General features: G+C 70.7%; 9 protein-coding genes. 6 read left to right on the top strand and 3 right to left on the bottom strand.

From position 1 onward, the window contains the following. The first annotated feature begins 48 nt into the window (after positions 1 to 48). A complete protein-coding gene (locus ACG83_RS02410; RefSeq protein ID WP_054564506.1) occupies positions 49 to 1,215 on the top strand; it encodes an alkaline phosphatase PhoX in 1,167 nt (388 codons plus the stop codon). A gap of 221 nt (positions 1,216 to 1,436) precedes the next feature. Next, positions 1,437 to 2,309, top strand: a complete 873-nt coding sequence (locus ACG83_RS02405; protein WP_054564505.1) for a hypothetical protein — start codon at positions 1,437 to 1,439, stop codon at positions 2,307 to 2,309. Between the two features lie 123 nt (positions 2,310 to 2,432). Here ACG83_RS02405 and ACG83_RS02400 read toward each other — a convergent pair whose 3' ends face one another. Both ACG83_RS02400 and ACG83_RS02395 read right to left on the bottom strand, forming a co-directional pair. Beyond that, positions 2,433 to 3,692: a triacylglycerol lipase gene (locus ACG83_RS02400; protein ID WP_054564504.1), complete on the bottom strand. Its 1,260-nt coding sequence runs from the start codon at positions 3,690 to 3,692 to the stop codon at positions 2,433 to 2,435. A 221-nt stretch (positions 3,693 to 3,913) separates the two neighbouring features. Then, complete coding sequence (locus ACG83_RS02395) at positions 3,914 to 6,595, bottom strand: ATP-binding cassette domain-containing protein (RefSeq protein WP_054564503.1); 2,682 nt, start codon at positions 6,593 to 6,595, stop codon at positions 3,914 to 3,916. A 233-nt stretch (positions 6,596 to 6,828) separates the two neighbouring features. Between ACG83_RS02395 and ACG83_RS02390 the strand changes: the two genes are divergently transcribed. Together ACG83_RS02390 and ACG83_RS02385 are read left to right on the top strand one after the other, a co-directional pair. Then, positions 6,829 to 7,605, top strand: coding sequence for an ABC transporter ATP-binding protein (locus ACG83_RS02390; protein ID WP_116437510.1), 777 nt, complete (start codon positions 6,829 to 6,831; stop codon positions 7,603 to 7,605). A gap of 89 nt (positions 7,606 to 7,694) precedes the next feature. Beyond that, entirely contained in the window at positions 7,695 to 8,903 is a 1,209-nt protein-coding gene (locus ACG83_RS02385; protein ID WP_235497537.1) for an ABC transporter substrate-binding protein, read from the top strand. Between the two features lie 362 nt (positions 8,904 to 9,265). Here ACG83_RS02385 and ACG83_RS46425 read toward each other — a convergent pair whose 3' ends face one another. Continuing rightward, positions 9,266 to 10,345: an expansin EXLX1 family cellulose-binding protein gene (locus tag ACG83_RS46425; protein ID WP_235497535.1), complete on the bottom strand. Its 1,080-nt coding sequence runs from the start codon at positions 10,343 to 10,345 to the stop codon at positions 9,266 to 9,268. Between the two features lie 500 nt (positions 10,346 to 10,845). On the opposite strand from ACG83_RS46425, the gene ACG83_RS02375 reads away from it, so the two are divergent. Continuing rightward, positions 10,846 to 11,811 (top strand): STM4015 family protein, encoded by a 966-nt coding sequence (locus ACG83_RS02375; RefSeq protein ID WP_054564501.1) that lies wholly within the window; start codon positions 10,846 to 10,848, stop codon positions 11,809 to 11,811. Beyond that, entirely contained in the window at positions 11,808 to 12,887 is a 1,080-nt protein-coding gene (locus ACG83_RS02370; RefSeq protein ID WP_054564500.1) for an STM4014 family protein, read from the top strand. Before ACG83_RS02375 ends, ACG83_RS02370 begins: the two co-directional genes overlap by 4 nt. Position 12,888 lies beyond the last annotated feature (1 nt).

Raw genomic sequence — 12,888 nt, 5'->3', positions numbered from 1 at the left:
GCGGCCCGGAGTTCGTGAACAATCGCTGCCCAAAATCCAGGAGGATCGATGGTCGACCGGCGGTCATTCATACGTTCCGCATTTGTCGGTGCGGGCGTTATGGCCTTCTCCGGAACTGCTTTGGAGGTCGCCATGGCGGCCCCCGCGCAGCCCGGAACGAGCCCTTACGGGGCTCTGCTCGCGGCGGATGCCAATGGTGTTCTGCTGCCGTCCGGATTCACCAGCAGAATTGTCGCGAGGTCCGGCCAGACGGTGAGCGGGACGAGCTACACCTGGCACAACGCTCCGGACGGCGGGGCCTGCTACGCGAATGGCACCGGCTGGATGTACGTGTCGAACTCGGAGGTCGGCAGCAGCTCCGGCGGCGCCTCGGTACTGCGCTTCAACTCGTCCGGGACCGTCACCTCGGCCCAGCGCATCCTTTCCGGCACGAGCAGCAACTGCGCCGGTGGCGCCACCCCGTGGGGCACCTGGCTGTCCTGCGAGGAGACCTCCACCGGGCGGGTGTGGGAGACCTACCCGGCGACCGGCGCCACCGCTGTCGCCCGGCCGGCCATGGGCCGCTTCACCCACGAGGCCGCGGCCTGCGACCCCGTCCGCCAGGTGATCTACCTGACGGAGGACAACACGAGCGGCTGCTTCTACCGGTTCCGCCCGACGACCTGGGGCAACCTGTCGAGCGGAACCCTGGAGGTGCTGTGCGCCTCGGCGTCGGCCACCTCGGGCACCGCGACCTGGCAGACCGTCCCCGACCCGGACGGCTCACCGACCGCGACCCGCAACCAGGTCTCCGCCGCTAAGCACTTCAACGGCGGCGAGGGCGTCCACTACGCGAACAACACCGTGTGGTGGACCACCAAGGGTGACAACCGGGTATGGAAGCTGAACTGCGCCACCAACGCGTTCGAGCTGACCTACGACGACTCGCTGGTGACCGGCGGCACCGCGCCGCTGACCGGCGTGGACAACATCACCGGTTCCAGCTACGGCGACCTGTACGTCGCCGAGGACGGCGGCAACCTGGAGATCTGCATCATCACGCCGACCGAGGTCGTCGCGCCGATCCTGCGCCTGTCCGGCCACGGCTCGTCGGAGATCACCGGGCCGGCGTTCTCCCCGGACGGCACCCGGCTCTACTTCTCCTCCCAGCGCGGCACCACCGGCTCCTCCTCCGGTGGCATCACCTTCGAGGTGACCGGGCCGTTCCGGACCTGAGCCCGTGATCTGACCCCGTGATCTGACGACGGTGCCGTGCCACGCCGGCCGCGCGGCACCGTCGTCCCCCGGTGTTCTCCGATCTGGCCGGGACGGATCAGCTGTCCCGGCGAATGCCACCTTTCGTGGCCTCATGTGTCGAAAACGTGACAAATTCATCTGCGGAAGGTGACCGGAAATATCCTCTCGGTGCCCGTATTGCACATAGAGGGGTTCCAACGGTGCGACGCCACACCTTCCTGCTGGTCCTGCTCCCGGTTCTCGCCTCCGGCCTCGTCGCGTGCGGCTCCGACGAACCGCGGCTGACACCCGACGCCTACCAGGGTGTTCTGACGGATCTGGACAAGTCGCTCGATCCCGCCTTCGACGGCGTCGGGGCGGCGCTGACCCCCGAGGACCTGTCGAAGGCGCTCACCGCCACCGCCACGAGCCTGACCAGCCAGGCCGACAAGCTCGCGCAGGTGCGCCCGCCGGAGACCGTCGACGCTGCCCATGGGAAGTTGCGCAAGGCGCTCGACGAGCTGGCCGGAGACCTCACCTCGCTGTCCCAGGACGCGCAGGACAAGAAACTGTGCACGGGTGGTTCCGGGCTGCCGAGGGCAGCCAGCGCCGACGGCGCCAACCAGGTGCGCCAGGCGGCGCAGGAGCTGACCACCGCCGACTCGGGCCGTGCCTTCACGGTCGGCGCGTTCCTTCCTGTCGGCACGCCGGACCAGACCCGTCGTCCCGCGAACGGCAGCCTGCCCGGCGGGCGCGGTGGCGGCGGCGGGGAGCTGACCGTCAACGCGTCGTCGGACGCGGACGCGGTGGTGAAGCTGACCCAGGGCACCGAGGTCATCCGCAACGTGTATGTCCAGGCGGGCGGCTCGACGACCGCCGACGGGATCCCCGACGGCACCTACGAGGTCTTCTACACGGTCGGGACCGACTGGGACGACGCGAACGCCCGCTTCACCCGCGACTGTGACTTCAGCAAGTTCGACGAGACGCTCTCGTATGACCGGTACACGAGTTACGAGCTGACTCTGTACGGCGTCATCAGCGGCAACGCGTCGACGAGCTCCGTCGACCCCGGCGCGTTCCCCGGCAGCTGACCCGCGACCGCGACCACGCTCGCCGGCCGTCCGCGGTCCCGCTCCTCCGGCGGTCCGGACGCCTACGACGGCGAGCTGGGTGGGCGGGGCTGCTGGGGACAACGCCCGCGCCCACCCGGGCGGTCATTCGGATGCGGCGATCTCGTTCATGATCCACTCACCGAGTTCCTGGGTCATCGTGGTGTGCCCTTCGTTGCGGCTGGCGCACGTGAAGGCGTCAAGCGCGCTGCTGTCCGCGGTGATCGGACGGTAGAGCGCGCCCGAGTCGGCGATGTCGCCGGCCGCGACGGCGCTGATGCTGGGGATGAAGCAGGACGTACTGATGACGTCCGGATCGACGGTGTTGCCGAGGAGCGCCATGAGCGCGGCCACCAGGCCGAAGCTGCCGGCGTCTCCCGCGGCGGACGGCAAGGTGAACAGGCCGCCCGGCGCGCCGTCGATGTCGGGGAGTCCACTGGTGCGCACCGGCGTGGGCCTGCCGTCGACCGTCTGCAGGTTGGCGACGATCTGATCGCCGCTGTCCTGGGCCTTCAGCCAGGTGTCACGCAGGGTCTGGCCGTCACCCCGCACGGCTGTCGCGCCGGCCTTGATGCCGTTCCCGACGCCGGTGCTCACTCCGTTCGCGACACCGATCCTGCGGACGTTGCGCGGCCATCCTCCGAGCTCGTCGAGCTCCTTGAGGAACGCCACCCGCTCCGGCGCCTGCCCGGGGGCGTCGCCGACCTTCGCGATGTGCCAGCGTGCCATCTGCCGCGCGGCGGGGCTGTTGAGCAGGCCGGAGAGCTGGCGGAGGATGGGCCCCAGCTGGGGGTTGTCCCCCCAGTTGTCCGCGGCGAAATGTGTGAAGGCCTGGAGGGAGACCGGGAGCCATCCGCCGTGGTGGGGGGAGTCGTAGGAGAGGTGGACGGCGGTCTCGTGATCGGGGAGCCCGGGGTCCTGCTCCATCTTGGCCAGGGCGTATCGGGTGACCAGCCCGCCCATGCTGAAGCCCCCCACGGTCAGCCTGGCTTGGCCCACGCGCTCGGCGATGGCCCGGCGGATGGAGTCGATGGCAGTGTCGGCGTTGGCTGTGATCGATGCCGTCCGGTCCTCGTAGCCGAGGATGATCACGTCGCGCCCGATCGCATGCAGTTCGCTGACGAAGCGGAAGTCGCCGTTCTCCTCCAGGCCCTGCCAGAGCTGGTCGAGGTTGCTGGCCCCGCCTGAGAAGCCGTCGGACAGGATCACGGGTCTGATCAGCTGCCTACGGTTCAGCGGGCTGTAATACACCCAGGCAGTTCCGCCGGAAAGGGGCCATTCATCGTGCGGCTCCGGTGCCGGGGGGAACGAGGAACGGGCCTGCGGGGCGAGCTGGCCCCAGACGTCGACGACAGAAGTGGACATACTGCACCGGTTCCTTACCTGTCTCGTGGATGCGGCGAATGACCGGCCCGGCTCTTGCGGTGTCGCGAACCCGTGACCATCGGTAGCCTAGTGGCGCAGTGTGTCCATTTGAACTCTCTCCGTAGAGAGTCGAGTGGCGATCGCCAACAGCCCCGTCAAACGCCGACAGCCCGACAGGCAACGCCGGGTGACCCCGTCCGGGGGTCACCCGGCCGGGCAGCTCAGGCCAGGGACGGATCCGGTATCGCATCCGCCGATGCCGATGCCGATGCCGATGCCGGGTCCGTCGGATCGCCCAGGTACGCCTCCCGGACCGTGGCGTCGGCCTGGATCTCCTCCGGGGTGCCCTCGGCGAGGACCCGTCCCTGGTGCAGCACGACGATCCGGTCGCAGGCCGACATCACCAGCGCCATGTCGTGGTCGACGACCAGCACGGTGAGCCCGCAGTCGTGGGCGAGGTCGCGCAAGTGGGCGGCCAGCTGGCTGATCTCGGTGATGGACAGGCCAGCCCCCGGTTCGTCGAGGAGCACCACCGCGGGATTGCTGGCCAGGGCCCGAACGATGCCCACGAGGCGACGTTTCGCCATCGGGAGCTCGGTGGGCAGTCGCGGCAGGTCCTCGGTCAGCCCGAAGCGCTCCAGCGCGGCCCGGGCCGGTGCGGTCAGCCGCCCGTCGGTACCGCCCGCGTTCTCGGCCGCGACGCGCAGGTTCTGCGCGACGGTCAGGTCCTCGAACAGCTCGCCGGCCTGGAAGACGCGGCCCAGGCCGCCGCGGGCCCGTGCGTCGGCGCCGTCCGCGTCGAGGGTCCGGTCGCCGAGCAGCACCTGGCCGCCGCTGGTGGCCGCGAAGCCGCCGATCGCGTCGAGCAGGGTCGTCTTGCCGGCGCCGTTCGGGCCGACCAGGCCGGTCACCGTACCGGGCAGGGCACGAAGGGAAACGTCGCTGACGGCCGCGACACCACCGAAGCGCACCGAGACGTCCGCGGTGACCAGTGCGGTACCGGCCCGCGCCGGCTGGTCACCCGGCGGGATCGGTGCCGGGTCATGCTGGAAGCTGCGCCGCCAGGCCACACCGTTCTCGTGCAGGAGCACCGTGACGACCAGCGCCGCGCCGAAGATCGTCGCGTAGTTGTCCGTGATGAAGCCGACGTGCAGCTTGGCGATGACCAGGTAGACCAGGCCGCCGAAGGCCAGCACCCCACCGAGCAGACCGCCGCTGACCGCGGTGACGCCGGCGATGACGGCGAGGCTCACCAGGTTGATCGACTCCAGGAACGAGAACTGGGTGAACGTGACCGAGGAGCTGCGGAAGCCGAGCAGCACACCGGCGGCGCCGGCCATCGCCGAGGAGATCACGAAGGCGGACAGCTTGGCCCGCGCGACGCTGATCCCGACGGACGCGGCGGCGCGTTCGTTGGTCCGCACGACGAGCAGCCGGCGCCCCAGCCCCGAGCGCCGGACGGCGACCACCACGCCGGCCGCGACCACCAGCCAGAACAGCGCGACGAGCCCGTACCGGTCGGGATGGCGCGCCGCGTCCACGTCGAGGCCGAAGAGCGTCGGGGGGTGTGGCTGCGAACCGGCGATGCCACCGGTGTAGTGGGTGCTGTCGAAGAGCACTCCGGAGACCGCGACGGCCAGGCCCATGGTGAGGATGGCGAGGTTGATACCTCGGACCCGCAGCGCGGGAAGGCCGACGACGAGGCCGGCGACGGCTCCCACCACGGCACCGGCGATCGGGGCGAGCACGAACGGCAGATGGATGTCCAGATCGAGGCGGACCGCGGCGTAGGCGCCGAGGCCGGCCACGGTCATCTGCGCCAGGCTGATCTGGTTGGCGTAGCCGATCAGGACGACCAGCGACAGCACCAGGATTCCGAAGACCACGGAGAGGATCGCCGCGTCCTGCCACTGGGCGCTGCCGAACAGCAGTACGGCGACCGCCCCGGCAAGCGCGATCACCGCCGGGACGGGCCGGAACAGCCCGGCAGCGACCGGAGCCGCGGGCACCGCGGGCAGCCGGTTGCTCGCGCCGTCCCGGCGCAGCACGAGGATCGCCATGACGGCGACGAACGGCACCGTCTGCGGCCAGCCCAGCTGGAACTGGCTCGGCACATGCTCCGCCACCAGGTGCGTCACCACGCTCTCGCCCACGCCGAGCGCGGCACCGCCGGCCAGCGCCAGCCCGAAGCTGTCGAATCGCCCGAGCAGGGCCGCGGCCAGCGCGAACGCCATCACCTGGAGCATCGCGGTGTCGAACTGCCCCACGATGGGCGCGACGAGGATGCCGCTCGCCGCGGCCAGCGCCGAACCGAGCGCCCAGTTGAGGCTGCCCAACAGGTGCGGTGACGCGCCGAGTGCCTGGGCGGCGGACTCGTGTTCCGCCATCGCCCTGGTCATGAGCGGCAGCCGGGCGCTCGCCGACCAGGCCGCCAGCCCCAGGACGACCACCACGGCGATCAGGAAGATGATGATCCGTTCGTACGGGATCTTCTGGTCGAACACGTCCACCCCGCCGGAGGGGAAGGCGCTGTCGGGCACCCGCGGGGCGTTCTCGAACACGGTGTGCGCCAGGCCGATCAGCAGCCCGAGCAGACCGAGGGTCGCCACCATGCGGGACAGCTGCGTCCGGTGCCGGACGAATCGTATGACGAGCAGGTAGACCCCGGCGCCGAACACCGCCGCCGCCAGCAGGGTCAGCACCGCCGCCGGAATGCTTGGTATGTCGTGACTGTCGCGCATCCAGTAGAAGAGAAGCGCGCCCCACAGCGCGATGCCGCCGTGCGCGAAGTTGATTGTTCGCGACCCACGGTGTATCGCGACGATTCCGACCGCGCTGACCGCGTAGACGCCGCCGACGCCGAGGCCTAATAACGCGAACTGCAGGATGGTCCGCGGATCCATGACACCCCCAGAGCTCAGGAACGAGTGGTGGCCGGCCGGCCGCGCGCATTCGGCCGGCCGGCCACCACGAAGGCCATTGCGGACCCCTGTTTGGCAGCGTAAGGTCGTGAGCATTCACTCGCAAGACCCCGTGGGATGCGGCGGTGGGCGGACGTCGACGGCCCGGCAGGCCCTTTCCGCGGGCTATTTGGTGTCGGCGCTGCCACTTACTCTCAGAGTGCGGAGGATGACGGATGGGTGATGGTGGCCCGGGTGGCGGCCGCAGCGGCGGCCGCGGTGGTGTGTCGACGATTCCCGAGAAGTCCCAGGCGGATTCGGCGCAGTCCGGACTTTCGGCCGCGATCGAGGCGCGCGGGCTGTCGGCCGGCTACGGGCGGGTGCCGGTTCTACGCGACATCGACATCGAGGTGCGCCCCGGCGAGGTGGTGGCGCTGCTCGGCCCGAACGGCGCGGGCAAGACCACCCTGCTGCGCACGCTGGCCGGGTACAGCAGGCCGACGAGCGGGGAGATCCGCCTGTTCGGGGAGCCGTGCAACCGGGTTCCCGTCTATCGGCGTGCCCGCCGGGGCGTGTCCTTCATGGGCGAGGAGCGCCATGTCTTCCCGGGGCTGACCGTCCGGCAGTCGCTGCGGCTCGTCCGGGGCGGCGCGGAGTCGATCGAGCTGTTCCCGGCGCTCGCGGACCGCTCCCGGCACCGCGCCGCGCTGCTGTCGGGTGGCGAGCAGCAGATGCTCGCCCTCGCGCTGGCGCTCGCCCGAGCTCCGCGGCTGCTGCTGATCGACGAGCTGTCACTCGGCCTCGCTCCGCTGGTACGTGAACGCCTACTTGACACCGTGCGGGAGACGGCCGACCGTGGCGTCGCGGTGGTCGTCGTCGAGCAGAACGCACGGTCAGTGCTGAGCCGAGCGGACCGGGCCTATGTGATGCGCCGCGGCGAGATTGTCGATGAAAGCCCCGCGAGCAGGTGGCTCACCGACCTCGACGGCCTGGCCGCCCTCTACCTCTCCTGAAGCACCTCACCCGAACCATCTCTGCTGAACCACCTCGCTCGTCCACAAGAATGGGGATAGGAATGCTCGGAAGAAGCGCGAGGACGCCCGTGGCCGCGTTCGCGGCGGCGCTGTCACTCGTGGCGGTGCTGGCCGGTTGCGGCGGCGGAGGAGACGACGAGGAGAAGGCCGACTTATCCGGCGGCCTCACCGGTCAGCCGATCAAGATCGCCGCCATCGGGGGCCTGAGCGGCGGGGTCAGCAGCAACCCCGAGTACGCCACGGGTGCCCGGGCAGCGGTGGCGGCGATCAACAAGAACGGCGGGATCGACGGCCGGCCCCTCGAGCTGAAGCTCTGCGACAACCACCAGAACGCGACCGACTCGGCGAACTGCTACCGCGAGATCCTCGCCGACAAGGACATCGTCGCGATCGCCGGCGGGTCCGACAACTACCACGACGCCACCAAGGCCCAGATCGAGGCTGCCCAGATGCCGATCATCGGGCAGTACCCGGTGTCGGGCTTCGACCTCACCAACTCGCTCGCCTTCAACGTCAACGGCGCGGTCGTCGTCGGCTTCCACGGCCTGGCACAGGACGTCGTGAAGAGCGGGGCCAAGCGCATCGGCCTGGTCACCCTGGACATCCCCACTGCCGACGTCATCCGCAAGACCGTCAACGACGTCTTCAGCAAGGCGGGTGTCGAGGTGGTCAACAACGTCCAGCTCGCTCCGTCCACGGCGGATCTGAGCGCACCGGCCCAGCAGGCCACCCAGAACTCCCCGGACGCGGTGGTGTGGCTGACCTTCGCCGCGCAGACGAGCGTGGCCGTCAAGGCGCTGCGCGCCACCGGGTACGAGGGAACGGTCGCGTTCGCGGGTAGTGCCTTCGACCAGGATCAGCTCAAGACCATGGGCGCCGACGGCCCGGCCACGATCGGCCTGGTTCTCCCGCCGGCCTGGGACACCTCCACCCCGTATGGAAAGCAGTTCAACGAGGACATCAAGGCCTATGAGCCCGACGGGAAGGTGGACGAGCTCAGCCTCAACAGCTGGCTCGGCGTGAAGATCTTCGCGCAGGTGGCGTCCTCGGTCCAGACCGTGGACAGAGCGTCCATCCTGGCCGGGATCAAGAAGCTGAACAAGGTCGAGACCGGTGGGCTGACCGCACCCGTCGACTTCACCGCCAAGAGCACGCTGCCCTACGCCGCGATCTACAACCCGGCCTACACCACCGCCCACGTGAAGGACGGCAAGATCAGCTGGGACGGCAAGCTCCGCGAGTTCGGCACCGGCAAGGAGCTCACCCCGTCCTCCTGAGGTGACGCCGGCGCGAACCGCCGGGTCGGCGCTGGGAAAGCGGGTCGTACCCGCCTTCCGGGCGCCGACCGCGGCGGAGGGCCGGGGCTGCCGCTTGCACCACCGCGGCCGGACTTCCGAGCACCCGATTGCCCGGTTTGGCGAGTCGCAAGAGTGAACGATTCAGGTCGTGCCGACAACCAGAACCCTTCTTTCTTGCGGGTCGCCAGGTGCATCGACGCCCCCTTTGTCCATTTCAAGGTGAAAGGGCAGTGCTGCGCGGCGGTGCGAGATCCTCGATGGGGCAGATCTTGCCCGGCAGCGGCGCCCGTCGGGGTCATCGGAGATCATCACCAGATCCCGGCCGCAATCTGTGACAGGACTCAGTGCTGGGCGAACTGGCCGGTGGCCTGCTGGGTCGTACCCGGCGACAGGTTGACGGTGTGGACGAGCCGCTCACCGAAGACATCGGTGATCCGTACCGTGAACGGTCCCGGCCCGAGCCCGTTCGGCGCGATGAAGTAGTTCCACATCTCGCGCCGCAGCGGCGTCCACACCCCGTTGACCCGCACCTCCAGCGAGGCGACCAGGTTGCGGTGCTGACGGACCTGGAGGGCGAGCCAGTAGGCCGACGAACCCTCCTTCACCTTGTACTGCACGGCTCCGAGGCCCGACGGGCTGGCCAGGCGCCAGGTGACGTCCACCAGCCCCGGCACGCCGCCGGCGATGCGGGCGAACGCCTGCTCGCTCAGGTCGAGCTGCCCCGGGGCGCATTCGGGGCAGCGGTCGGTGACCTTGACGACCACGCTTCCCCCGGGGCCGGTGACCTGGATGTAGGCGCCGCAGGCGCGTGCGGTCTCGTAGTCGGCCTCGTTCATCGCCACCACCGGCATCGCCGGGTCGTTCAGCCGGTCGAACATGCAGTTGCCCCCGCCGTCCGCGCCGTAGTGCGTCGCGCGGCCCCGGTAGACGGTGCCCGGCTGGATCCGCCCGGAAGCCGGGGCGGCGAGCGGCTGCGCCGGTGGCGGGGCCGGCGGTTGCGCCGGTGCTGCCGCCGCCGGTGTCGAGGTGGCGATGGCGGTACCGGCACCGCTGCCGGGGGACGAGGGGGGCCGCCCGCCGGTCGAACCGGTCGCCGTGGCACCGGCCGGTGGCGCTGCCGGCTGCCCCGAACCGAGCGCCGGATCGGAGCCCGGCACCGCGCCCGTGGCCCCCGCCGAGTTGCCGGGAGTGGTCGTCGGCGCGTGCCCACCGAAGTCCGAAGACGGCACCGCGGCCGCGGTGCCGGTAGCAGGAGCAGCGGTGGCGGCGGCCAGGGGACGGCCGGAAGCGCCGTCGCCGAGGGACCAGCACCCGGTGATCATGACGGCGACACCCGCCGTCGTCGCCGTGCCGATCACGGCCCGGCGAAGAAGCGCCGCGGCAGCACGGGAAGGAGAGGGGGAGGGGGACGAAAGCAGCATCAGGGAGGAACCTCCGTGACCGCGGTGTCGAGACGATTCGGGACGACTCGACGCGATGGGACCCCTCCCGAGATCGGAACAATAGCCTGCCGCATCCACCCCGTCGAGCACCATCGGTGCCCAGGCTGGCGCTTTGGGTGAGAATTTTGGTGCGGGTCGTGTTCAGCTGGCGGTGGGCCCCCGCTGCCGGGCGAGGACGTCCACGAGCTCGGCATTTCTACGGAAACCCGGTGCGTTCCGGACCCGCCGTCATCACCGCCGGCCGTGTCGCGGCGCCGCGCACCGCCGCCTCGGTGCGGGCCGGGCGGCTGTGGCCGGGCCAGCGGTGTGGCGCCACATCTCGCCGTCTCCCGGATCATCCTGTGTCCTGAGTGTCCGCGGGACTGTGCCCGTGACCTCGGCTTCGAGCCTCAGACGGGTCTGCCGGGGCGGCCGGCGGCCCGATCAAGTCGGTGGCAGCTGATAGGACGGTTCCCGACAGTCACCGCGAAGGGGGCCAGATGACCATCAACGAGCATCTCACCGAGCTCGCCGGCAGGCCGGTGGTCGATTTTCGGCACGAGCACGAAGGCGAGTCGTCGGATCGGTACTTCGGGTCAGGCGACCCGGGCACGCGAGCCTCGACCGGTGACGTCGCCTGGCGGGTCAGAACCTGGTTCGAGGGCCCCGGCTTCGGCGACGTCTTCGGGAAGTTCCTGGCGGAGGTCCCGCCCGCGGAGGTGACCCATCTGGTCATCGGCTACTGGGGTGCGTCCTACGACACGAAGAACACCGTCGACCCGGTGGACCTGCTGGTGGGTGCGGCCGACCGGTTGCCCGCGCTGCGCGCGCTGTTCCTGGGCGACATCGTGCTGGAGGAGGCGGAGATCTCCTGGATCGAGCAGTCCGATGTCACCCGCCTGTTCGGCGCCTTTCCCGCGCTGGAGTACCTGGGGGTCCGCGGGAGCGACGGGCTGGCGCTGAGCCCCGTCCGCAGCGGCACGCTGAGGACGCTGCGCTTCGAGACGGGCGGGCTGCCCGCCTCGGTGGTGCGGGCCGTCGGCGGGAGTGACCTGCCCGCCCTGGAACGTCTCGATCTGTGGCTGGGTACCGACAACTACGGCGGTGACGCGACCGTGGCCGACCTCGCCGGGATCCTGGGCGGCGAGCGGCTGCCCGCCCTGCGGCATCTGGGGCTGGAGAACGCCCAGATCGCGGACGAGGTCGCCGCGGCTGTCGCGGGCGCGCCGATCGTCGCGCGGCTGACGTCGCTCAGCCTGGCCCTGGGCACCCTCACCGACCGGGGAGCCGAGTCGTTGCTGTCCGGCCAGCCGCTCACCCATCTCGAGCGGCTCGACCTGCGCCATCACTTCCTGACCGACGCCGCGATGAACCGTGTCGGCGCCGCGCTGCCCGGCGTCGAGATCGACCTCGGTCAGCAGGAGGAGGCGGAGGACGACTGGTTCTACACCGCGGTCTCCGAATGATGTTCACCGTGGTGGGGGCCCCGGGCGACCGGCGCACCGAACTGTTCACGGCCGCGTGCCGCTCGGCGGGCCTGGCCGCACCCCGGGTCGTCGGCTGGGCACAGGTGCTGCACGGCGGCGAGCCGCGGATCGTGCCCGGCTCGCTGCTGCGGATCGACTCACCGGGAGATGACCCCGAGGTGGACAGACTGCTGCGTGGGCCCGGTGATCCGACCCGGGTGGGCGGGGGCGCGCGGTGGTACGCGTCCTTCACCGCGGGGCTGGGGCGCGTCGCCGCCGCGGCCACGGCTTCGGGCGCCCGGCCGCTCGGCGACGTCGACGAGATCGCCGTGATGTGCGACAAGAGGCGCTGCCACGCCCGGCTGCGGTCGGCGGGCGTGCCCGTCCCCGAGGCACTGCCACCCGTCCAGGACTATGCCGACCTGCGGGCGCGGATGGCGCAGGCGGGCATGAGCCAGGCGTTCGTCAAACCGGCGCACGGCTCGTCCGCATCCGGCGTCGTGGCGCTGCGGGCCGCGCGCGGCGGGCGGGTCAGAGCCGTCACCTCCGCCGCGCGCATCGGCACCGGCCTCGTCAACGCGCTGCGGGTCCGGGCCTACGAGACCGAGCCTGAGGTGGCCCAGCTGATCGACGAGCTGGCGCCGGACGGGCTGCACGTGGAGCGGTGGCTGCCCAAGGCCGCGCTCGGCGGGCGTGTCCTCGACCTGCGGGTGGTGGTGATCGCCGGCGAGCCGACTCATGTGGTCGTGCGGACAAGCCGCTCCCCGATGACCAACCTGCACCTCGGCGGGGCGCGGGGATCGGTGAGCGCGGTGCGCGACGCCCTCGGCTCCACCGGTTGGGAGCGCGCGCTCGACGTGTGTGCGCGGGCCGCCGCGTGCTTTCCCGGCAGCCTCATGGTCGGTGTCGACCTGCTTGTGCAGATCGGCTGGCGGCGGGTCGCGGTCGGTGAGGTCAACGCGTTCGGCGATCTGCTGCCCGGCATCACCGGGCTGCCGGGCACCTGGGCCGAAGGCCTGGGCACCTACGCGGCTCAGGTACATGCGGCCCTGGCGGCACACGCGGTGGCGGCATGAG

Source organism: Frankia sp. R43 (assembly GCF_001306465.1).
GTDB classification, from domain to species: Bacteria; Actinomycetota; Actinomycetes; order Frankiales; family Frankiaceae; genus Parafrankia; species Parafrankia irregularis.
Note: the sequence above shows the minus strand (reverse complement) of the source record. Positions and strands in the feature narration are given on the sequence as shown.